The organism is Mycobacterium sp. NGS57 (assembly GCF_059812405.1).
Map to the genome: position 1 here is coordinate 80,845 of NZ_JCALCP010000005.1, position 21,593 is coordinate 102,437.

A 21,593-nucleotide genomic window follows, 5' to 3' on the forward strand; every position below is an offset into this window, starting at 1 on the left:
ACTAATTCTGAGAGCACAACTCTCAAAATGGCTCCGCGCTGTAGGCGACGGCGCCACCGAAATGCGGCGACGAATGGCACGCCAGCCCGATCGTCGCGCCGTCGCGCTGCCGGTCCCCGGCGCGCCGCGACAGCTGTAAATAGCACTCCAGCATCTGCGGAATGCCGTGCATGCGCCCGTTTCCCAGCGCGCCGCCGCCGGACAGCGCGGGGATGCCGCCGGGCCGGTCGCTGTCGATGCCGCCGGCCTCGACGAAGCGGTGCGCCTCGCCGGGCGGACACAGGCCGAGCACCTCCAGCCACAGCCACACGAACGGCGAAAACCCGTCGTACACCTGGGGCAGGTCGACGTCGCCGACCCCGATCCCCGCGTGCTCCCACAGCCGCCGCGCCGTCTCGGCGCCGCCCTGCACGATGTCGTCCAGCGGCCAGTGCAACGGAAGCCGGCGCTTGACGGGCACGCCGGCCGCGTACCCGGCGACGTACACCGGCGGGTGCGGCAGGTCCCTGGCGCGTTCGGCCGAGGTGAAGACGAACGCGGCGACACCGTCGACCGGGATGTCGCAGTCGTAGCGGCAGACAGGGTCGAAAAGCGTTGGCGCCTGCAGGTATTCGTCGGCGCTGAGCGACCGGTCGTGCCAGAAGGACCACGGGATGCGCGCGCCGTTCTTGCGGGCTTCCACCGCGACGGCGGCCATCGATTCCCGCTTGGCGCCGTAGCGCTGCAAATATTCGGTGTAGGGCAGTGCGATCATCGCCAGCGGCCCGAAAAACCCCTGGGGCGCGGTCCACTGCTGCGGTCCGCGCGCCTCGCGCATGGGGTTGGCGTGATAGCGGCCGGCGGGGTTGTGCAGGGCGCGGTGCAGCAGCACGTAGTCGGCGGCGCCGCTGGCGACGGCGTTGACGGCCATGCCGACCGAGCCGGTGATCTGCCCGATGCCCTCGAAACCGGCGACGTAGCGCGGGTTTACGCCGAGGTGCTGGGCCAGCCACGCCGACGAGACGGTGCTGACGCCGTCCTCGGCGGCCTGACCCCCGGCGCTGGGCAGCAGGCTGGAGCTGACGAACCCGTCGACCTGCTCGGCGCGCAGCCCCGCGTCGGCGATCGCGTCACGGGCGGTGTCGACGGCCAGCGCGCCGAGCGGCCGTTCGGCGCGGCGCTGGATCGGCGATTGCGCGTAGCCGGCGATCGCGACCTTGTTGCTCGCCGCGAACCGGCCGCTCACGCGAGCTCGAAGGCGGGGACGGCCACGCCGGGCGCGAGGTCTTCGAAGGCGGCGGTGACGGCGGCGCCGACGCGCAGGTCGGCGTCCGGTCCGTCGAGCAGGCGGCCGATCAGCCGCACGTCGTCCTGCTCGGCGAGTTCGACGTCGACGAGCACGAACGGCAGGTCGTCGTCGAAGCCGGGCAGCAGCGCCTGGCGCACGACGGTCCACGACCGCACGGCACCGCGCCCGCTGACCGGGGTGAATTCGAACCCGGGATCGCTGGAATGGCAATGGGGGCAGACGATGTCGGTGGGCATGGCGAACCGGGCGCACCGGCCGCAGCGCGCGACGGTGAGGACGTGCTCGGCCGCGGCCGACCAGAACGGCGCCGACGTCTCGTCGGGCACCGGGACGGGCCGCCCGGTCACGGGATCACGCCCTGTTCGGCGAGTTTGGCGATCGCTTCCCAGTCGTAGCCGAGCTCGAGCAGCAGCGCCTCGGTGTGCTCGCCGTGCTCGGGGGCGCGCCGCAGCGGCGGCGGCCGCTCGTCGAGTTGCACGGGCACCGCGGGCAGGCGGTAGGCCTGGCCGCCGTCCAGCTCGACCTCGCCCACGTAGCCGTTGGCGGCCACCTGCGGGTCCTCGGCGACCTCCTGAACGGATTGCACTGGGGCCCAGGGCGCGTCGAGCGTGGCGAGCAGCTCGCGCCATTCGGCGAGGGTGTGGCGGGCGAACACCGCGTCCAGCTCGGCCACGCAGGCCTCCGCGTTCGCACGTCGGGCAGCCATGTCGGCGAAGCGCGGATCGTCGAGGAGGTCGTCGCGGCCGACCAGCCGGCAGAATCCCGGCCAGTACCGGTCGCCCTGCAGGAACATCAGCTGGATGTGGCGGCCGTCCTTGGTCCGGTAGTTGCCGGTGAGCGGGTTGACCTGCGGGCCCCGACCCCCGACCGGGCCGGCGTCGCCGCCGTTCAGCACGGCAAGCAGATCCGAGGACAGCATCCACATCGCGGTCGCCAGCAGCGACACGTCGACCACCGAACCCACGCAGGTCTTGCCGCGCTTCAGTAGCGCGGCGGCGATGCCGAAAGCCAGTGCCATGGCGCCGTTTCGGTCGCCCATCGCGCCGCGCTGGCTGATCGGGTAGTCGCGCTCGGGCGGGGTGAGGATGTGGCCCACTCCCCCGCGCGCCCAGAACGCCGAGCTGTCGTAGCCGGGCTGGTTGGCGTCGGGGCCGCGCACGCCGAAGCCGTGTCCGCGGGCGTAGATCAGCGCGGGATAGCGCTGCCGCAATGTGTCGGCGTCGAGGCCGAGGCGGCCCAGCGCGCCGGGGCGCAGGCTGGTGAGGAAAACGTCTGCGGAGCCGAGCAATTCGTGCAGCACGGCCAGGCCGCCCTCGTGGCGCAGGTCCAAGGCGATCGAGCGCTTGCCCCGATTGGCCAGGGCCATCGAGAGATTGACGCCGTCGCGGTCGGTGCCGATGCCCTGCGTCGCCAGGCCGCGGTAGGGGTCACCTTCGAGGCGTTCGATGCGGATGACGTCGGCGCCCCAGTCGGCCAGCAGCGCCCCGGCCACCGGGACGAACACCCATTGTGCGAGCTCCACCACGCGCAGCCCCTCGAACGCCGTGTGGTCCATCTATCGCCTCCCGAGCGCGTCGTGATCCGCGACGGCGGTGCCCAGCCGGTGCAGCAGGGTGGCGATGACCGGCGGCGGCTGTTTGGTGGTGATGCCCCACAGGAAGAAGCCGTGCAGCATGCCGCGGGCGATGGCGCGGTAGGCGTCGTCGAACGGCGGCGGTGTGACGCTGTGGGAGGCGAGCGCATCGAGGTAGTGCCGCAACAGGTCTCGTTCGGTGCGCCTGCGCTCGTCGACGGTCAGGGTCGAGGCGATGTGGTACCCGACGTCGAGGTACCACTTGCCGCGCTGCACCAGCTGCCAGTCGACCAGCGATGCGACGCCGGCGCTGTCGACAAAGAGATTGCCCACGTGGGCATCGCCGTGGATGACGCACCACGGACCCGCCTCCGGCGTCATCAGCCCGCGGTAGGCGTCGACCAGCCGGTGTGCGTCGCGCCCGCTGTCGAGGTTACGGGTGATGATCTCGATCGCTTTCGATTCACCCCAGACCTCCAGCACGCGGCCCAGTCGCGGCGCCAGCCACGGCACGTCGGCATAGCGCGGGTCGGCCCAGGTGGCCGCGTGCAGCCGGGCGAACTCGGCGAGCGTGTCGGCGGTCTGGTCGGGGCTGTAGGGGCTGTTGCCGTCCAGGAACGTGGCACCTCGGGCCACAACGTCTTCGCTGATGACGACGCCATGGCGCGTCGCCGGGTCGATGTCGGCGTACACGGCGCGCAGCGTGCGCACCCCGGTGGCGGCGGCCAGGTCCCGGTAGAAGCCGGCCTCCGGCGCGCCGATGTAGGGGGCGGCGCGGCCGATGTCGTTGAAGTAGCCCTTCACGCACAGCGCGTGCGACGCGCCGTCGGCGCAGTCGATGGAAAACCTTGCGTTGGTGGAGATCCGGTCGACGACCGGGCCGGGGGTTACCGCGACGACGTCGATGCCCGGCATGCGGGGGCGCAGCGCCGCGGTGAGCCACTCCGGGGACAGCGCTCGGTCGAGGGTGTCCGGGACGGGAACGGTCTGCACGGTCATGCGAACGCGGCCTTGGCTTTGGCGGTCTGGTCTTCCAGGATCGCCGCGCGATCCTCCTCGAGCAGAAAGCCCGCCGCGATCGTCTCGTCGAGGCTGGTGGTGAACTCGGCGAGGTAGGTCTGCGCGTCACCGTAGCGCTCGGCGAGCACCTCGTGCGGCAGCGGGGTTTCCCGGCCCGCGAGCGCGCACAGTGGCCCCGGCGTGGAGTGCGCCTGGTAGCGCGCGAGCGGCACGTCGAGGAACGGCGACCGCACCCCGCCGATGGCGTTGCCGAACCGGTCGACAGCCGCCTCGGCCACGGTGTCGTCGACGCGCAGCGCGATCCGCGGCGCCCGCGGTGGCGCGATGTCGTCCTCGGACCAGCGAAACAGGTTGCGCAGCGCGGCGCGAACGAACGCCGGCATCGGGAAGCTCGAGCCGTCGCCGTCGCAGCCGGTGATCGTGGCGGCGTGCGGCGCCCCCGCAATCTCGTACAGCCGGAAGCGGTCGGCGGGGTCGTCGCTGTCGTCGCGGCGCACCGAGGCGCTGCCGGGGTTGACGAAGGACTCGAAGGCGAATCCCTCGACGTCGCTTTGCGGTTGGATCTCGATGACCGGGACGCCGACGGCCGGCATGGGCGCGTATTCGAATCGCGGCAGGCCCTCGCCGACGGCCAGCGGTGTCAGGCTGGCCGCGTGTGAGGCGGGGAAATAGCCGTCGTAGACCTTGCCGAAGGCCGCGGCGAAAGTGGCGGTGTCGACGGCGCTTTGGGAATAGCCGCCCAGGTATACGTGGCGGACCGGGAGCTGTCCCAACAGGCAGCCGGTCTTGGCCAGCGCGCCGACCGTGCGCAGCAGGTCCCAGACGAGGTCGTTGGAGGGGATGTCGACGCCGGCGTAGCGGAGCGGGTCGCGGCGCTTGAGTTCTTGTGCCGACCAGGTGCGCACACTGATGCCGACCCACGCGTCGCCCTGCGCCTGCAGCAGCCCGGCGACGTGCAACCACAGCGCGTCGCGGTCGACTCCGTAGGTGGTGTTGAACGGCTCGACGAGGACGCGGCCGCTGAACCGCGCTGTGTCCGGGTAGCGCACCAGGACCCGGGTGACGTAGCGATGCCCTTGGGTGGCGGTTGTTGCCGGTCCGGTCGCGGGGCCTTGGTAGGTGTCGGCGGTGCCTTCGAGCAGGTGCTCGGTCTCGGTGTAGTCGGCCGCGAATTCCGGTAGGGTTTCGTCGAATTCGGATGGTGGCCGGGTGGCGCTGGTCTCGGGAACCCCTGGGCCAGTGGGCATCTCCCGTAGCTCTGTTCTAGGCAGCATCATGAGTTTTCTTCGGCGGCTGACGCGGTTGTAGCTCGACCAGCCAGAGGCCACTGTGGCAGCTGAGGTTTCACGGCGCCAAGTCCCGAGCTCTCTCCCCCGCCCTCTGCATCGCATCCATGCACTGCTGCAAAGCGAACGCCGGGTTCAGCTCCAACGCCCGCGTCGGCTCGGGATAGATCAAAATGTGGCCCGCCGGAAAGAAATACACCTCACCGGCGCCCGCGGTCTCGTCGGGCCAGTCGGTGTTCGGGTACGTCGCGCGGATCGAGCCCTCGAAGATGTAGCCGTAGTGCGGGCAGGTGCACACCCCGCCGGGCAGCCCACCCACCAAGTACAAATCGGTGCAGTCCAGCGGGCCGGTGGTGGTGTAGCCGACCTCCATGTCGCCCCACTGCACCGACCGGAACCCATCCCCGGCCGCCGGCCACCGTCCTCCCCCAGCGCTGGGTAATTCGTCCGGTCGCGCGTGCGGCATGGCTTACCTTCCCGTCCCGCCCAGGGCGCTGAGGCAGAACTCCCACAGGTGATCGGTCGCCTCCGCGGCCAGCGGCGCGTAAGCGTGGTAGTGGTACACCGACCGCACCAACTCGGCGATGAACCACGCCGCCCATTCCGGGTCGGCGGGCGCCAGCAGCCCGGCCTCCACGCCGGCCTTGATCTCGCCGAGCAACAAGTCGGCGAACGGCTTTTCGGCTTCGGCGAGTTCCTCGGGGAAGATGCGGTGCAGCCGCCAATGCGTCGACACGATGAATTTGGCCGTGCCGCCCTCGCCCTCCTCGGCGTCGAGCACCTCGATGACCGTCGTGACGTAGAAGCGCAACCGCGCCACCGGATCCGGCAGGTCCGCGGCGGCGGCGGCCCACCGCGTGCACGCGTCGTTCATGGCGTCGGCGATCACCGCCAGCAGCAGCTCGTCCTTGGAAGCGAAATAGCGATAGAACGTTTGCAGCGCGACGCCGGCCTCCTTGACCAGCTCCTGGGTGGTGAACCCGTCGCCCTTCTGGCGGATCAGCCGCAGCGCCGCGTCGAGCATGAGCCGCACCTGGTTGGCGATGCGGGTGCGCGACCGCTGTACAGCCGCCGACCGCTGGGCGGCCCGTTCCTCGGCACGTGACACCGAAGAAATGCTAGTCGCCCTCATGCCGGGGTGAGTATCACGACGGGAATGTCGCGCTCGGTCCGGGATTGGTAGACGTCGTAGTTGGGCCACACGTCGGTCAGGATCGTCCACAGCCGCGGCTTCTCGGAGGCCGGCGCCGTGCGCGCCGAAACCGCAAACACCTCGCGCTGCACCTGAATCTCGGCCCGCGGGTTGGCTTGCAGGTTCAGATACCACGACGGGTGCGTGGGCGCGCCGCCCATCGACGCCACTACCAGGTAGTCGGAGCCGTCGCGCCCGAAGATCAGCGCCGACGTCAGCGCGCGCCCGGTGCGCCGCCCGGTCACGGTGAGCAGCAGGGTGGGCACGCCGTTCCAGAGGTAGCCGACCTCGCCGCCGCTGTCGCGATATGCGCGGATGTGGTCCTCCCCGATCAGGCTGAGGTCGGGCTGTGTGTACTCAGGCATCGAACACCACCGGTATCGCGGTCGCGCCGCGCTCGTACATCCCGACGAAGCGCGGCGGTTCGGCGTCGGGGTCCAGGCGCAGGTTCGGCAGCCGGTCCAGTAGCGCCGAGATCGCCACGGTCATCTCGGCGCGGGCCACGTGCATGCCGAGACAGATGTGCGCGCCCTGACCGAATCCCAATGAGGGCCGGAGCTTTCGGGCGATGTCGTACTCGTCGGGCCGCTCCCATCGGGCGGGGTCGCGGTTGGCGGCGCCGAGCGCGAGATGCACGACGGACCCGGCGGGGATGTCGACGCCGGCGAGTTCGGTGTCGGCCATGACCCAGCGGGAGAACATTGGGTCGGTCGGCATCCACCGCACCGACTCCTCGATCACCGGACGCAGCAGCAGTCGGTCGGCGCGCACGGCGTCGAGGAGTTCGGGTCGCTGCAGCAGCGTGGTGATCGTGGTGCCCATCTGCTTCCAGGTGGTGCCCGAGCCCGCGCCGAGCAACAGCAGCACGAAGGAATCGATTTCGCGATCGGTGAGCCGGTCGGTGACGCCGTGCTCGTCGGTCAGCTCGGCCTGGACGAGGATGCTGATCAGGTCGTCGCGGGGCTCCTTGCGGCGCGCCGCGACGACCGGCTTGAGGATGTCGACCACCTTCTGCGGGTCCCGCGACAGCGCCTCGCGGATGTCGAGGGCCTGTTCGACGGGCACGCCGAAGCTGCCGGTGATGGTGAGCACCGGGATGGCCGCGCAGAAGTCGACATTGAGCTCCGCGCGCCCGTCGCGCACGAACCCGTCGATGAGCAGATCCACGGTCTCGGAGATCCAATTGTCAATCCACCACTTGGCATTCGACGACAGGAACGACGGCTGGACCAGCGCGCGATACCGCTTGTGCTGCTCGCCGCCCATCGACAGCATGCTGTTGGTCAGGCCCAGCGGACCGTTCTCCAGGTCGACCGGATCCGGCGACGACGCGAACACCTCCGGGTTGCGGTAGACGACCATGCAGGTGTCGTAGTCGAACACCGTGAAGTGCGGGCTGTCCGGGTAGGGCAGGCCGTGGAAGAACATCGTGTCGGTGCTGCCGGTCAGCTCGTGCAGGATGCCGGGCAGCACCGGGCCCCGTTCGCGCAGCCGGTGCCACGCCGGGTACGGGTCCTGCTCGTAAGCGCCGCCGGCCCAGGCGTTGTAGGAGCTGCGCAGATCGAACAGCTCGCGCAACCGGTCGCGATCCAATGCGGGGGCGGTCATTTCGCCACGAACCCGCCGTCGACGGGCAGCGCCACCCCGGTGACGTTGCGCGACGCGTCCGAGACCAGATACAGCGCGGCCTCGGCGCAGTCCTCGGCCGTGATGGCGCGCCCGAGCGGGTGCTGCCCGCCGACGGATTCGGCGATCGCCGCCTGCTGGTCGGCGTCAACTTGCAGTCCGCCGGCGGCCATGAAACCAGTCAACGGCATCGCGGCCGGGCAGATCGCGTTGACCCGAATCCCGAAGGGCGCGCCCTCAATTGCGACCCCCCGGGTGAGTTGGATGACCCCGCCCTTGGTGGCGCCGTAGACGGTGCCGCCCCAGCCGACCAGGCCGGCGACCGAAGCGGTGTTGAGGATGACGCCTCCTTTTAGGCCAAGCTCCCCTTGCTTTTTGAAGCGCAGCACCGCGTACTTGCAGCCCAGGAACACCCCGCCGAGGTTGACCGCGACCAGGCGGTTGAAGTCGTCGAGCGTGTGGTCCTCGAAGGTCATGCCGAGGCGCGGTGTCGGGATGCCGACGTTGTTGAACAGGATGTCGAGCCGGCCGTATTGGTCGACCGCGGCCGCGATCATCGCCTGGACCTGCCGCTCGTCGGACACGTCGGTCCCGACGGCGATGGCGGTGCCGCCCGCCGATTCGACCTGGCGCACCGTCTCTTTCGCGTGGTCGAGGTCGATGTCCGCGGCGACCACCAGCGCGCCCTCCGCGACGAAACGCAGCGCCGAGGCCCGGCCCACCCCGGAGCCGGCGCCGGTGACGATGGCGCTCTTGCCGTCCAATACGCCTGACATCAGGCGTCAGCCAGGACGGGTGGCTCGGCCGGCGTGAACCGGTACAGCTTCTCGGCGTTGCCGCGCAGCAGCTTGTACTGCACGTGCTCGGGCAGGTCCTTCATGGTGTTGCGGGCGACGTCGATGCAGTCGGGCCAGGTGGAGTCCGAGTGCGGGTAGTCCGTCTCGCACATGATGTTGTCCTCGCCGATCTCGTCGAGACTCTTGACGGCGTGCCGGTCCTCGATGATGCAGCCGTAGATGTGGTTGCGGAACGTCTCGCGGATGTCGAGGGTGTCGAGGTCGATGGCCTTGCCCGCGCCGGCGTGGGTGTCGAACTTCGCGCCGCGCATCACCCAGTACCGCTGCTTGTCGAGCACCTGCTCGGCCCGCTCCAAAAAGTAGGGCATCCAACCGACTTCGCCCTCCGACAGCGCGATCTTGAGGTTCGGGTACCGCTGGAACATCCCGCTGAACAGCCAGGACAGCATGGTCCCCGACGTGCGCGACGCACCCCAGGTGAGGTTGGCCATGAACGGCGCGTCCGAACAGATCTTGGGCAGCGTCGACGACGAGCCGACGTGCATGCTGGCCACCATGTGCAGCTCGTTGGCCGCGGCCATGACGGGCTCCCAGTAGCCGTTCGGGTCGTGAATGGTGGGCAGCCCCAACGGTTCCGGGTTCTCGGAGAACGCGAACGTCGTCACGCCCCTGGCCGCCATCCGCTCCATCTCCTTGGCCGCCAACGGCGGGTCCCACATCGGGATCAGCATCAGCGGGATGTAGCGGCCCGGGGCCGCGCCGCACCACTCCTCGACGAGCCAGTCGTTGTAGTGCTGCAGGCATTCGAAGCCGAACTCGCGGTCGCTGGCCTCCATGAACAGCTGCCCGCAGAACCGGGTGATCGTCGGAAAGCACAGCGACGCAAGCACACCCGAGCGATCCATGTCCTCCACGCGGGCCTTGGCGTCATAACAGCCCGGCCGCATCTCCGAGTACGACAAGGGCTCGGGGCTGAACTCCTCCTTCGACTTGCCGACGACCGCGCTCAAGCCCGAGTTCGGGTAGCGCTTGCCGTCGTAGACCCAGTTGTCCACGCCGTGCTCGTTCTTCTCCATGTGCGGGGCGCGGTCGCGATCCTTGGCGGCCACCCGGTCGACCCACAGGTTCGGCGGTTCGAGGATGTGGTCGTCGACCGAGATCAGCCAGTTCAGGTCGTATTCGCTCACTTCAACTCTCCGATCGACATGTGCTTGACCTCCTGAAATTCGCGGATGCCGTCCGGGCCCCGTTCGCGGCCCAGCCCGCTTTGCTTGTAGCCGCCGCTCGGCGCGTAGGCGGAGAACACGGTGGTGTTCACGTTGACCGCGCCGGTGCGCAACCGGCGCGCGACCGCCACCGCCGCGCCCACGTCACTCCCGTACACCTGACCCGACAGGCCGTAGATGCTGTCGTTGGCGATGGCCACCGCGTCGTCGATGTCGCGGTAGCCCAGCACGCCGATGATCGGGCCGAAGATCTCTTCCTGCGCAGCGGGATTCGCGTTGCTGGGCAGGTCGAGCACGGTCGGCTCGAAGTAGTAGCCGCGGTCCAGGCCGGCCGGGCGCCCGCCGCCGCAGAACACCTTGCCGCCGTGCTCCTCGGCCAGCGCCACGTACCGCTCGCACTTCTCGCGCTGCGCGGCGCTGATGACCGGGCCCATCAGCGAGGTTTCGTCGCTGGGCGGGCCCACCTTGATCTGGGAGTACATGGCGCTGACCGCGTTCAGCACCTCATCCTTCTTATCCTGCGGCACAAGCATTCTCGTCGCCGCCACACACGCCTGGCCTGCGGTGCTGGCGACCACCACCATCGCGCCGCCGGCGGCGCGGTGCACGGCGTCGGGCAGGTAGATCTGCGCCGACTTCCCGCCGAGTTCCAGCGACACCCGTTTCACCGTCGGCGCCGCCTGCGCCAGGATCTTGCGCCCCGCCAGCGTCGAGCCCGTGAACGACACCATGTCCACACCCGGATCGCTGGTCAGCAACTCCGCCCCGGCGATGCCGGACTCGACGACCACGCTGAGCACCCCCGGCGGCACGCCGGCCGCGTCGGCGGCCGCCCCGAAGATCAGCGACGAGATCGGCGTCAGCGGGCTGGGCCGCAAGATCACCGAATTGCCCGCCATCAGCGCGGGAATCAGCTTCTGGAAACCCATGATCAGCGCCGCGTTGTACGGCGTGATGGCCGTGACCACGCCGACGGGTTCGTGGCGGCGCACGCTCAACGCGACCCGCCCTCGCACCAAATCGTCGACGGGGACCGGGCTGGCTTCCTCGTGCGACATCGACAGGTAGAGGTCGATCGTCTGGCGCGCGATGGCCGTCCCGGCGCCCAATTGCGTCATCTCGGCGAACCGCGCCGACTGGCCGGCCTCGGCGACCAGCGTGGGCACCAGCTCGTCGCGGGCGGCGGCGACGTGGTCGATGAACGCGTGCAGCACCCGCGCCCGCTCGCGCGGCGCCGCGCCGGCCCACACCCCGTCGTCGAAGCTGCGGCGCGCCTCGGCGATCGCGCGGCGCACCTCTTCCAGCGGAGTGGCGGTGATGTCGGCGACGTGGGTCTCGTCGGCGGGATTCTCGACGGCGACGACGTCGTCGCCGGTGACCCAGCGGCCGGCGACATAGGTCCGCTGCTCCGCGAGGATGCTCACCTGCTGGCTCCTAAATGGCTGTTCGAAGTAGAACGTTATTCTACTTCAGTCAGATGTTCAACTCTCATTTCAGGCAGCTGCCGCAGTCGATCGGCAGCGCGACCCCGGTGATGTAGCGCGACTCGTCGGAGGCGAAGAACAGCACAGCGTTGCTGATGTCCTCGGGCTGCACCCACGGCACCGGTAGCACGTGGAACATCTGGCAGATCGGGGCGAGGTCGTCGGGGCCCGGGTTTTCCAGGTCGGGCCGAAACGTGTGGTAGGCCGACTCGTTCATCAGCATCGGCGAGTTCACGTGGGTGGGGTGCACCGAGTTGACCCGGATGTTCTCCGCGCCGAGCTCGACGGCGAAGCTGCGCATCAGCCCGACGACGCCGTGCTTGGCCGCCACGTAATGCCCGACCCGCGGGTACGCCTTCAGCCCGCCCACCGATCCGGTCAGCACGATCGATCCGCCCGGCTGCAGGTGCGGGACACCGGCCTTCACCGACTTCCACACGCCGGACAGGTTGACGTCGATCGTGTCCTGCCAACGGGTTTCGTCCATCTCGTGCAGCGGGGCACCGGACGTGCCGATGCCCGCGTTCGCCACGATGATGTCGAGGCGGCCCAGCTGTTCGACGCCGCTGTCGACGGCGGCCTTGAGCGCGTCGAAGTCGCGGACGTCGACCTCGGCGGTGACGATGCGCCGGTCCAGCGCCTTGACCAGGTCCGCGGTTTCGGCGAGGTCCTCGGGCGTCGACGGCGGGATCGTGCTGTAGTCCACGACGTCGCGGCAGGCGTCGACGGCGATGATGTCGGCGCCCTCCTGGGCCAGCCGGACCGCGTGGCTGCGGCCCTGACCGCGCGCCGCGCCGGTGATGTAGGCGACCTTGCCCTCGACCCGTCCCGTCATTACTGCCTCCTATTTCGTCCGCGAGCCAAACGTCACTGCGAAAAATCGCCTGGGTTTTCGCAGTGACGTTCGGCTCGCGAGCCGGTGACCGATTCCCGAATGCGCTGGCGCACCACGTATTTCTGGACTTTGCCGCTGGCGGTGCGGGGATAGTCGTCCACCTGGTGCAGGCTCTCCGGCCATTTCTGCCGGGCCACCCCGGCGCGCTCGAAGTGCGAGCGCACCTCGCCCAGCGTCGGCATGCCAAGACCGGGCTTGAGGCGCAGCACCGCGGCGGCGTGCTCGCCGAGGCGCGCGTCGGGTGCGGCCACGACGACGGCCTCGGCGACCGCGGGCAGCCCGAGCAGCACCTCCTCGACCTCCAACGCGCTGATGTTCTCGCCGCCGCGGATGATGATGTCGGACTTGCGGTCGGTGATGGTGAGGTAGCCGTCGTCGTCGAGGATCCCGATGTCGCCGGTGTGGTACCAGCCGTCGTCGTCGAAGGCCCGCGCGGTCAGGTCGGGGTCGGTGTAGCCGAGGAACAGATCCGGCCCGCGGGAAAGGATTTCGCCGTCGTCGGCGAGCTTGATCTCGACGCCGGGGCGCGCGTTGCCGTCGGTGAGCAGCCGCTTGTCCTCCGGGGCGGTGTAGTGCGAGCCGGTGATCGAGGGGTGTTCGCTGCTGCCGTAGGAGCGGGTGACCAGGATGCCGAGGTCGGCCAGGCGGCGGGTGACGGCCGCGGGCACGGTGGATCCGCCGAGGCCGATGTGCGTGATGTAGCGCAGGTGTTCGTCGGTGAACCGGGGGTGGTCGAGCAGGCTGGTGACGAAGTAGGGCGGCCCGCCCCCGAGCGAGACGCCGTCGGTTTCCATCAGGTCGATCGCCCGGTCGGGGTCCCACACGTCGCACAGATCGATTGGCGCGCCTTCGATTACGGGGATCAGGAACGAGCCGAGCATGCCGATGAAGTGCCCGACGGGCAGCGCGGTGAGTTGGCGGCCGCGGTCGGGCGGGTAGTTGGCCAACAGCTGGCGGGTCTCGAAGCCCAGCGTCTGATGGCTGTGGACGACGCCCTTGGGGTCGCTGGTGGTGCCGGAGGTGAACGCGATCAGCGCCGGGGCGGCGGGGTCGGCCTCCAGCGTGCCCTCCAACGGCTCGGCGGCCAGCAGCGCGTCGAAGCCCGAACCCACCAGCGCGACGATCGGGACGCCGGCGCTGACGTCGGGGTCGTGGGTCATGCGCCCGAAGCTTGCGGTGGTGATGAACACGCGCGGGTTGACGTGGGTCAGGATGAACCGCAGTTCCTTGGGGCCGTAGAAGTGGACGATCGGGACGATCACCGCGCCCAGAAACGTTGCGGCCCAAAAGGTCGCCGCGGCCTCCACCCAGTTGGGCAGCTGGAAGGCGACGACGTCGCCCGGCCCGACGCCGCGGGCGCGCAGCCCGGCCGCGAGCCGGCGGGCCAGCAGCTCGACGTCGGCAAAGGTGCCGGCGTAGGGCCGCTGCGCGGAGTGCACCCGAAACGTGGCGTGCGGGCTGTCTTTCAGGCCGCGGCCCAGCAGGTCGCCGAGGGTGTCGCGCGTCCACCATCCCTCGTCGGCGTAGCGCTGCGCCAGCTCGCTCGGGATGCTGCGCCGCGCGGCCCCGAGACCGGTCATATCGCTCCTTCGTTGGAGTGTCGGCAGTGGCCAGTGTAGAACGACACTCTCGTGCAAAGCAGTCTTGTACTTTGAACAAGACGAATGTATCGTTCTGGTCGCCGCTGCTGTGAGATTTGTATCACACCAGGCCGGTGGACTTGAATAGCCGCGCAAAGCTGTTGTCGCACACGGCATTTCGTAGTGCGGCGGAGGGCTGCGCCGCGAAGGAGCGTAGGTGACCGGAAGCTTGGGGGCCGGACCGGCGCAGCATCGAGCGCCGGCCATGCTGCCCGCCGGTTACCGCCGCACCAATCGGCGCGGCTACGGGCGCCCGCTCGCCGGCCTGGTCACGGTCGCGGTCGCCGTCGCGGTCGTCGCCGTGGCGCTGACGCAGTTTCGCGGCGGCTTCACCGACACCGTGCGGGTGACCGTGCTGTCCGATCGCGCGGGCCTGATGATGAACCCCGGCGCCAAGGTCAAACTGCACGGCGCGCCCGTCGGCGCCGTCGCGTCCATCGAGGACATGCCCGACGGGCGGGCGGCCATTCAGCTGGCCCTCGACCCCGCCCGGTTGCGGCTCATCCCGGCCAACGTCCTCGTCAACGTCGTCGCGACGACGGCGTTCGGCGCGAAGTTCATCCAGCTGATTCCGCCCGCCGACCCCTCCCCGCAGCCGCTGCGCGCCGGGCAGGTGCTCGACGCGAAGCGGGTGACCGTCGAAATCAACACGGTCTTTTCCGAACTCACCTCGGTGCTGGCCAAGATCGACCCCGCCAAACTCAACGAGACGCTGGGCGCGATCGCCACCGCGTTCAACGGGCGCGGGGACCGGTTCGGCCAGACGCTGCAGGACCTCAACGCGTTTTTGGCCAAGTTCGAGCCGAGCCTGCCCCAGCTCAGCCACGACCTCGAGGCCACCGCCGACGTGTCGATCGCCTACGCCGACGCCGCACCGGATCTGATTGCCACCGTGGCCAATACGACGAAGGTCAGCCAGTCCATCGTCGACGAGCAGCACAACCTCGACGCGTTCCTGATCAGCTCGATCGGCCTGGCCGACATCGGCAACGACGTCGTGGGCGCCAACCGTCAGGCGCTCACCGACGTCACCCACCTGCTGGTGCCGACCACCGACCTGACCAACCAATACCATCCCGCGCTGACCTGCTCGCTGCGCGGCATGCTCCCGCTGGCCAACCAGCCCCCCACCCAGGTGCCCGGCCTCGAGGTGCTCGGCGGCATCACCCTGGGCGCCGAGCGCTACCGCTACCCGAAGAACCTGCCCAAGGTCGCCGCCCGCGGCGGGCCGCAGTGCGAGCACGAATTGCCCGTGGCCTTCAACACCTTTCCGCCGTTCGACGTCGCCGACGTCGGCGCCAACCCCTGGCAATACCAGCAGCAGGGAATCCTGCTGAACTCCGATTTGCTCAAGCAGATTCTGTACGGGCCGCTCGACGGCCCGCCGCGCAACACCGCCCAGATCGGCCAGCCCGGATGACCGGCCGGTCCACAACGGGCACCCTGCTGAAGTTCGGCGCCTTCGCCGGCGTGATGCTGGTGCTGTCGGTGTCGCTGTTCTTCGTCTTCGGCGAGTTCCGCAACGGGCCCACCCACGGCTATTCGGCGGTGTTCATCGACGCCTCGCAGCTGAAGCCGGGAGATTCGGTGCGGGTGGCCGGAATTCGGGTCGGCACCGTCAACGCGGTGTCGTTGCAGGACAACAACAGCGTCCTGGTGGATTTCGACGCCGACGACGACGTCGCGCTGACGTCCGGCAGCAAGGCGGCGGTGCGCTACCTCAACCTGGTCGGCGATCGCTACCTGGAGCTGATCATCGGCCCCGGGTCGACGCGGGTGCTGCCCCCGGGTGCGCGGATCCCGGTCGAGCGCACCATGCCTTCGCTGGACCTCGACCTCCTGCTGGGTGGCCTGAAACCCGTTATCCGGGGCCTGAATCCGCGCGACGTCAACGCGCTGGCCGCCGCGCTGCTGCAGGTGTTCCAGGGCCAGGGCCAGACGCTGCACTCGCTGCTGGCCAAGACGTCGTCGTTCTCCAACGACGTCGCCACCAAGAACGAGGCCATCGAGAAGCTGATCGACAACCTCAACACGGTCGTGCAAACCCTTGCCCGGCAAGGCGATCAGTTCTCCGGCGCGATCGACCGCCTGCAGCGCCTGGTCAGCGACCTGTCGCAGGACCGCGACCCCATCGGCGACGCCATCGCCGCGCTCGACAACGGCACCGCCTCGGTGGCCGAGCTGCTCGGCGCGGCGCGCCCGCCGCTGGCCGGCACCGTCGACCAGCTCACCCGGCTGGCCCCGCTGCTGGAGAAGGGCAACGGCTACCTCGACGACGCGTTGCAGCACGCGCCCGAGAACTACCGCAAGATCGCGCGCACCGGCGCCTACGGCAGCTTCGTGAACTATTACATCTGCGGGTTGACGTTCCGCGTCAGCGACCTGCAGGGCCGGACCGCGGTCTACCCGTGGTTTAGGCAAACCGAGGGAAGATGTGCGGAGCCGTGATGCTGAAATACCTTGGCGCCCAACAAATCCGGGCCGGCTTCATCGGCGTGGTGCTGATCATGCTGGTCGTCGCCGTCGGGCTGAGCCCCGAACGGCTGGTGTCCTGGGCGACGACCGTGCACTACCAGGCGCTGTTCTCCGAGGCCGGCGGGCTCGCCACCGGAAACAAGGTCCTGGTGTCGGGGGTCAAGGTCGGCACCGTCTCCGACGTCTCGCTGCGCGACGGCGACGCGCTGGTCACCTTCGGGGTCAACGGCAGGGTGCGGCTGGGATCGCAGACCACCGCGCACATCCGCACCGGCTCGCTGCTCGGCGCGCGAGTGCTGACCCTGGAGCCGACCGGCGGCGGCACCATGCATCCCTCCGACGTCATCCCGATATCGCGGACGTCGTCGCCCTATTCGCTGAACGAGGCCGTCTCGGAGCTGACCACCAACACCGCCGCCACCAGCACCGACACCCTCAACCAGTCGCTGACCGCGCTGTCGGCCACCATCGACCAGATCGCCCCGCAATTGGGGCCGACGTTCGACGGGCTGACCAAGGTCTCGCGGGCGATCAACAGCCGCGGCGAGACCCTCGATGCGCTGCTCAAGAGCTCCGCCAACGTCACCGAAATCCTTTCCGGGCGAAGCCAACAGGTCAACACGCTGATCCTCAACGGCAGCGTCCTGCTCGACGTGCTGGTCAAGCGGCGCGACGCGATCAGCGAGCTGCTGGCCAACGTGTCCGCGGTCGGCAAGCAGCTGTCCGGGCTGGTCGCCGACAACGAAAAAGATCTCGAGCCGACGCTGGACCGGCTCAACACCGTGGCCGCGATGCTGGAGAAGAACCGCGACAACCTCGCCAAGGCGCTGCCCGGCCTCAAAAAGTACGAATTCACCTCGGGCGAGGCCGTTTCCAACGGCTTCTACTACAACGCCTACGTGCCCAACCTGGCGATGCCCGAGCTGATGCAGCCGTTCTTCGACTACTACTTCGGGTTCCGCCGCGGCGACCCGAACATGCCGCGCGCGCTGTTCCCGTGGCCGCACAACGGCATCCCGGGGGGCTCGCGATGACCCGCCGACGGCTGGCGGTGGGCGCGCTCCTGGCGGTGTTGCTCGCGGGCGCCACCGCGTTCCTGGTGCGCGAGACGTACTTTCACCCGCTGACGATCACCGCGTACTTCCCCTCGGCCACCGGCATCTACGCCGGCGACGACATCCGGGTGTCCGGCGTGAAAGTCGGCACCGTGGCATCGGTGCAGCCGCAGCCCAGCCGGGTCCGGCTGACCCTGCACGTCAAGCGCGGGGTGTCGATCCCCGCCGACGCCCGGGCGATCATCGTCGCGCAGAACCTGGTGGCCGCGCGCTACGTGCAGCTGTCCCCCGCCTACCGCAAGACCGGGCCCAAGCTGCCCGACGGCGCGGTGATCGACCAGGATCGCACCGCGATCCCCGTCGAGTGGGACGAGGTCACCAAGCAATTGACCCGGCTGGCAACAGATCTCGGACCCAGCGGAGACGTGTCGACCACGGCGGTCAGCCGGTTCATCGACAGCGCCGCCGGCGCAATGGACCGCAACGGCGACAAGCTGCGCCAGACGCTGGCGCAGCTGTCGGGCATCGGCCGCATCCTGGCCCACGGCAGCGGCAACATCGTCGACATCATCAAGAACCTGCAGAACTTCGTCACCACCCTGCGCGACACCAACCAGCAGATCGTGCAGTTCCAGAACCGCCTGGCGACACTGAGCAGCGTGATCAACGACAGCCGAACCGATCTCGACGCGGCGCTGTCGAACCTGTCGATCGCCGTCGGCGAGGTGCAGCGCTTCGTCGCCGGCACCCGCAACAAGACCAGCGAGCAGATCCAGCGGCTGGCCAACGTCACCCAGGTCCTCGTCGACCATCGCCTGGACGTGGAGAACATCCTGCACGCCGCCCCGACCGCGTTCGCCAACGGCTACAACATCTACAACCCCAACACCCCCGGGGCGATGGGCAGCTTCATCATCAACAACTTCTCCAACCCGACGCAGTTCATCTGCGGCGCGATCGGGGCCGTCGCCAACGTCACCGCGCAGGAAACCGGCAAGCTGTGCAGCGAGTACCTCGGCCCCGGGCTGCGCACCGCGAATTTCAACGAGCTACCCATCCCGACGAACCTGATCCTGCAGCAGATCGCGACACCCGGGAAGGTCATTTACGCCGAGCCGCGCCTGGCCCCCGGCGGCGAGGGGCCGAGCCCCCAGGCGCCCGACATTCCGCCCGCGATATCGGCGTACGCCGGCCTGACCGACTCGGCGCCGCGATCTCTGAATGACATGTTGTTGCCGGTCCCCAAGCCGCCCGCCGATCACTCGGCGCCTGGAGGCGCGCCGTGAGCGCGCTCCGGGCGCTGGGCGTCGTCGCGTGCGCGCTGTCGGTGGGTGGCTGCGCGTTTCAGGGCGTCAACTCGCTGCCGCTGCCCGGCGCGGTCGGCCGCGGGGCGCACGCCCACGTCTACCACATCGAGATCGCCAATATCGGGACGCTGGAATCGAATTCGCCGGTGATGATGGCCGACGTCGTGGTGGTCAGCGTCGGCAGGATGCGCGTGAAGGGTGACCACGCCGACATCGAGGTCTCGGTCAAGCCCGACGTCGTCGTGCCCGCCAACGCGGTGGCCGCCGTCGGGCAGACCAGCTTGCTGGGGTCGATGCACGTGGAGCTCAATCCCCCGCTGGGCCAGCGGCCGCAGGGCCGCCTCGAGCCCGGCACCACCATCCCGCTGGACCGGTCGTCGTCGTACCCGTCGACCGAGCAGACCCTGTCGGCGCTGTCGGTGCTGCTGAACTCCGGCGGGCTGGGCCAGATCGGCGACATCATCCACAACTCCAGCACGGCGCTGGCCGGCCACGAGAACGACGTGCGCGAATTGCTGTCGCGGCTCGACGATTTCGTCGGGGTGCTCGATCACCAGCGCGACCGTATCGTCGCCTCCATCGACGCGCTGAACCGGCTCGCCGGCACGTTCGCCTCCCAGCACGAGGTGATCGCCGAGGCGCTGCGCAAGATCCCGCCCGCGCTGGAGGTGCTGATCCGCGAGCGACCGCGGCTGACCGCCGCGCTGGAGAAGCTGCACGTGTTCTCCGACACTGCGACCCGGCTCGTCCGCGACGCGCAGGCCGACCTGGTCAAGGATCTGCAGAACCTGGAGCCGACGATCCGGGCGCTGGCCGACGTGGGACCTGAGCTGCCCATCCTGCTGGGCTACATCCCGACGTTCCCGTTCACCCAGAACTTCGTCGACCGGGCCATCCGCGGCGACTACTTCAACGTGTTCGCCGTCATCGACATGACCCTGCCGCGGCTGAAGCGGACGATGCTGGCCGGCACCCGCTGGGGCGATCCCGACGCGCCGCTGGTGCCCGCCCCCGGTGATCCGTGGTACCTGGGTTACACCCGAGATCCGTTGGGGGTGGGCATCAATCCGCCCGCGCCCGCCGCGCCGCCCGGTCCGGCCCCGTCGGCGCCGCCGGCGCCCGTGGCGTCCGATTTGAGCGCGATTGCGCCCGTGGACGGCGGCGGCTGATGCTGACCCGTTTCGTGCGTATTCAGCTGGGCGTGTTCATCATCGCGTCGGTGATCGGCATGGCGGCGATGTTCTTCGAGTACATGCAGGTGCCGACGCTGCTCGGGATCGGCCGGGTCACAGTGACCTTGAAGTTGCCCGACACCGGTGGGCTGTACCGGTTCAGCAACGTCACCTACCGGGGTGTGCAGGTCGGCAAGGTGACCGCGGTCGGTCCCACCGCGGCGGGTGCGGAAGCCACGCTGTCCCTCGACGAGTCGCCGAAGATTCCGGCCGACGTGCACGGCGCGGTGCGCAGCATGTCGGCGGTCGGCGAGCAGTACGTGGATTTGGTGCCGCGCTCGGAGACGGCGCCGTATCTGCGCGACGGGTCGGTGATCGACGCCCGCGACACCAGCATCCCGCAGCCGGTGGGGCCGATGCTGGATCGGCTCAGCGCGCTGGTCAACAGCATCCCCAAAAACAAGCTCTCCCAACTGCTCGACGAGTCGTTCAAGGCGTTCAACGGGGCGGGCTTCGACTTCCAGTCGCTGGTCGACTCGTCGTCCAGGATCTCGCACGACGCCCGCGCCACCGCCGAGCACACCGACGCGCTGGTGAACGACGCCGTCCCGTTTTTGGATGCGCAGGCCCAGACCGGCGACGCGACGCGGCGCTGGGCACACAACCTGGCCGGGGTGACCGGCCAGCTGGTGACCGACGACCCGCAGATCCGGCGGCTGCTGCAGACCGGACCCGGCTTCGCGCAGGAGGTTTCGCGGCTGCTGACCCAGGTGAAGCCGACGCTGCCGGTGTTGCTGGCCAACCTGACGACCATCGGCCAGATCGGGGTGACCTACCACCCGTCGCTGGAGCAGCTGCTGGTGCTGCTGCCGCCGTCCGTCGCGGCGTACAGCTCCTACGGGGTGGTGAACAACCCGACCGGTCTGGCCGTGGGCGGGTTCACGCTGACCATCGCCGACCCGCCGGCGTGCACGGTGGGATTCCTGCCGCCCTCGCAGTGGCGCTCGCCGGCCGACACGACCACCATCGACACCCCCGACAACCTGTACTGCAAGCTGCCGCAGGACTCGCCGATCGCCGTGCGGGGGGTGCGCAACAACCCCTGCATGGGGCATCCCGGAAAGCGCGCCCCCACCGTCGAAATCTGCAACAGCGACCAGCCGTACGAGCCGCTGGCGCAGCGCCAGCACGTGCTGGGTCCGTATCCGGTGGATCCGAACCTGCTCTCGCAGGGCGTGCCGCCCGATGACCGGGTGACCGTGGGCGACAGGCTTTTCGGCCCCGTCGACGGGACGCCGCTGCCGCCCGGGGCAGAACCCAGGGGAACGCCGCCCGGGCCACCGGCGCCGGGTTCGGTCAACCAGCCGCCAACGGCGCCAAGCGCTTTCGGGGGCAACGGTTCCGCTGTAGCGCCGTCGGTGGCGACCGCGCACTACGACCCGGCGACCGGCAAGTACGTCACGCCGGACGGGCAGCTTTTTCGCCAGACCGATCTGGCGCGGTCTGCCAAGGCGACGTCGTGGAAGGACATGCTCGTACCGGGCTGAGCGAGGAGGG

Annotated in this window: 20 protein-coding genes; 6 read left to right on the plus strand and 14 right to left on the minus strand. The window is 69.4% G+C overall.

Annotated elements, in window-relative coordinates; all coding sequences use genetic code 11:
- Positions 1–22: 22 nt before the first annotated feature.
- The 14 genes from AC5Y43_RS11340 to AC5Y43_RS11405 all read right to left on the minus strand — a co-directional run bounded on the left by AC5Y43_RS11340 (position 23) and on the right by AC5Y43_RS11405 (position 13,967).
- Entirely contained in the window at positions 23–1,225 is a 1,203-nt protein-coding gene (locus AC5Y43_RS11340) for a thiolase family protein (RefSeq protein WP_499972362.1), read from the minus strand.
- Entirely contained in the window at positions 1,222–1,635 is a 414-nt protein-coding gene (locus tag AC5Y43_RS11345; RefSeq protein WP_499972364.1) for a Zn-ribbon domain-containing OB-fold protein, read from the minus strand. The genes AC5Y43_RS11340 and AC5Y43_RS11345 overlap by 4 nt, the downstream gene beginning before the upstream one ends.
- Complete coding sequence (locus AC5Y43_RS11350) at positions 1,632–2,843, minus strand: CaiB/BaiF CoA transferase family protein (protein WP_499972365.1); 1,212 nt, start codon at positions 2,841–2,843, stop codon at positions 1,632–1,634. Before AC5Y43_RS11350 ends, AC5Y43_RS11345 begins: the two co-directional genes overlap by 4 nt.
- Positions 2,844–3,860: a phosphotransferase family protein gene (locus AC5Y43_RS11355; RefSeq protein WP_499972369.1), complete on the minus strand. Its 1,017-nt coding sequence runs from the start codon at positions 3,858–3,860 to the stop codon at positions 2,844–2,846.
- Positions 3,857–5,128 (minus strand): alpha/beta hydrolase domain-containing protein, encoded by a 1,272-nt coding sequence (locus tag AC5Y43_RS11360; protein ID WP_499972370.1) that lies wholly within the window; start codon positions 5,126–5,128, stop codon positions 3,857–3,859. Before AC5Y43_RS11360 ends, AC5Y43_RS11355 begins: the two co-directional genes overlap by 4 nt.
- A gap of 97 nt (positions 5,129–5,225) precedes the next feature.
- Positions 5,226–5,633: a cupin domain-containing protein gene (locus AC5Y43_RS11365; RefSeq protein WP_499972371.1), complete on the minus strand. Its 408-nt coding sequence runs from the start codon at positions 5,631–5,633 to the stop codon at positions 5,226–5,228.
- Positions 5,634–5,636: 3 nt separating this feature from the next.
- The gene (locus tag AC5Y43_RS11370; protein WP_499972844.1) at positions 5,637–6,191 is read right to left on the minus strand and encodes a TetR/AcrR family transcriptional regulator; all 555 of its coding nucleotides are present in this window, start codon (positions 6,189–6,191) and stop codon (positions 5,637–5,639) included.
- A 104-nt stretch (positions 6,192–6,295) separates the two neighbouring features.
- Positions 6,296–6,724 carry a nitroreductase family deazaflavin-dependent oxidoreductase gene (locus AC5Y43_RS11375; protein ID WP_499972373.1) on the minus strand — a complete coding sequence of 143 codons (429 nt, stop codon included), beginning with the start codon at positions 6,722–6,724 and terminating at the stop codon, positions 6,296–6,298.
- On the minus strand, positions 6,717–7,967 hold the full coding sequence (locus AC5Y43_RS11380; RefSeq protein WP_499972374.1) for a cytochrome P450: 1,251 nt from the start codon (positions 7,965–7,967) through the stop codon (positions 6,717–6,719). Before AC5Y43_RS11380 ends, AC5Y43_RS11375 begins: the two co-directional genes overlap by 8 nt.
- Positions 7,964–8,761 carry an SDR family NAD(P)-dependent oxidoreductase gene (locus tag AC5Y43_RS11385; RefSeq protein WP_499972375.1) on the minus strand — a complete coding sequence of 266 codons (798 nt, stop codon included), beginning with the start codon at positions 8,759–8,761 and terminating at the stop codon, positions 7,964–7,966. Before AC5Y43_RS11385 ends, AC5Y43_RS11380 begins: the two co-directional genes overlap by 4 nt.
- On the minus strand, positions 8,761–9,969 hold the full coding sequence (locus AC5Y43_RS11390; protein ID WP_499972377.1) for an amidohydrolase family protein: 1,209 nt from the start codon (positions 9,967–9,969) through the stop codon (positions 8,761–8,763). The genes AC5Y43_RS11385 and AC5Y43_RS11390 overlap by 1 nt, the downstream gene beginning before the upstream one ends.
- Complete coding sequence (locus AC5Y43_RS11395; protein ID WP_499972379.1) at positions 9,966–11,432, minus strand: aldehyde dehydrogenase family protein; 1,467 nt, start codon at positions 11,430–11,432, stop codon at positions 9,966–9,968. The genes AC5Y43_RS11390 and AC5Y43_RS11395 overlap by 4 nt, the downstream gene beginning before the upstream one ends.
- Before the next feature lie 64 nt (positions 11,433–11,496).
- Positions 11,497–12,327, minus strand: coding sequence for a mycofactocin-coupled SDR family oxidoreductase (locus tag AC5Y43_RS11400; protein ID WP_499972380.1), 831 nt, complete (start codon positions 12,325–12,327; stop codon positions 11,497–11,499).
- 32 nt (positions 12,328–12,359) lie between these two features.
- Positions 12,360–13,967: an AMP-binding protein gene (locus AC5Y43_RS11405; RefSeq protein ID WP_499972382.1), complete on the minus strand. Its 1,608-nt coding sequence runs from the start codon at positions 13,965–13,967 to the stop codon at positions 12,360–12,362.
- A gap of 265 nt (positions 13,968–14,232) precedes the next feature.
- On the opposite strand from AC5Y43_RS11405, the gene AC5Y43_RS11410 reads away from it, so the two are divergent.
- From AC5Y43_RS11410 to AC5Y43_RS11435, 6 genes are read left to right on the plus strand one after another with little or no spacing between them, the layout of a single operon-like run.
- The gene (locus AC5Y43_RS11410; protein ID WP_499972846.1) at positions 14,233–15,447 is read left to right on the plus strand and encodes an MCE family protein; all 1,215 of its coding nucleotides are present in this window, start codon (positions 14,233–14,235) and stop codon (positions 15,445–15,447) included.
- Complete coding sequence (locus tag AC5Y43_RS11415; protein WP_499972383.1) at positions 15,444–16,475, plus strand: MCE family protein; 1,032 nt, start codon at positions 15,444–15,446, stop codon at positions 16,473–16,475. The genes AC5Y43_RS11410 and AC5Y43_RS11415 overlap by 4 nt, the downstream gene beginning before the upstream one ends.
- Complete coding sequence (locus AC5Y43_RS11420; RefSeq protein WP_499972385.1) at positions 16,460–17,536, plus strand: MCE family protein; 1,077 nt, start codon at positions 16,460–16,462, stop codon at positions 17,534–17,536. The genes AC5Y43_RS11415 and AC5Y43_RS11420 overlap by 16 nt, the downstream gene beginning before the upstream one ends.
- A complete protein-coding gene (locus AC5Y43_RS11425; protein ID WP_499972388.1) occupies positions 17,533–18,843 on the plus strand; it encodes an MCE family protein in 1,311 nt (436 codons plus the stop codon). Before AC5Y43_RS11420 ends, AC5Y43_RS11425 begins: the two co-directional genes overlap by 4 nt.
- Complete coding sequence (locus AC5Y43_RS11430) at positions 18,840–20,033, plus strand: MCE family protein (RefSeq protein WP_499972389.1); 1,194 nt, start codon at positions 18,840–18,842, stop codon at positions 20,031–20,033. The genes AC5Y43_RS11425 and AC5Y43_RS11430 overlap by 4 nt, the downstream gene beginning before the upstream one ends.
- Positions 20,033–21,583 carry an MCE family protein gene (locus tag AC5Y43_RS11435; protein ID WP_499972391.1) on the plus strand — a complete coding sequence of 517 codons (1,551 nt, stop codon included), beginning with the start codon at positions 20,033–20,035 and terminating at the stop codon, positions 21,581–21,583. Before AC5Y43_RS11430 ends, AC5Y43_RS11435 begins: the two co-directional genes overlap by 1 nt.
- Positions 21,584–21,593: the final 10 nt, after the last annotated feature.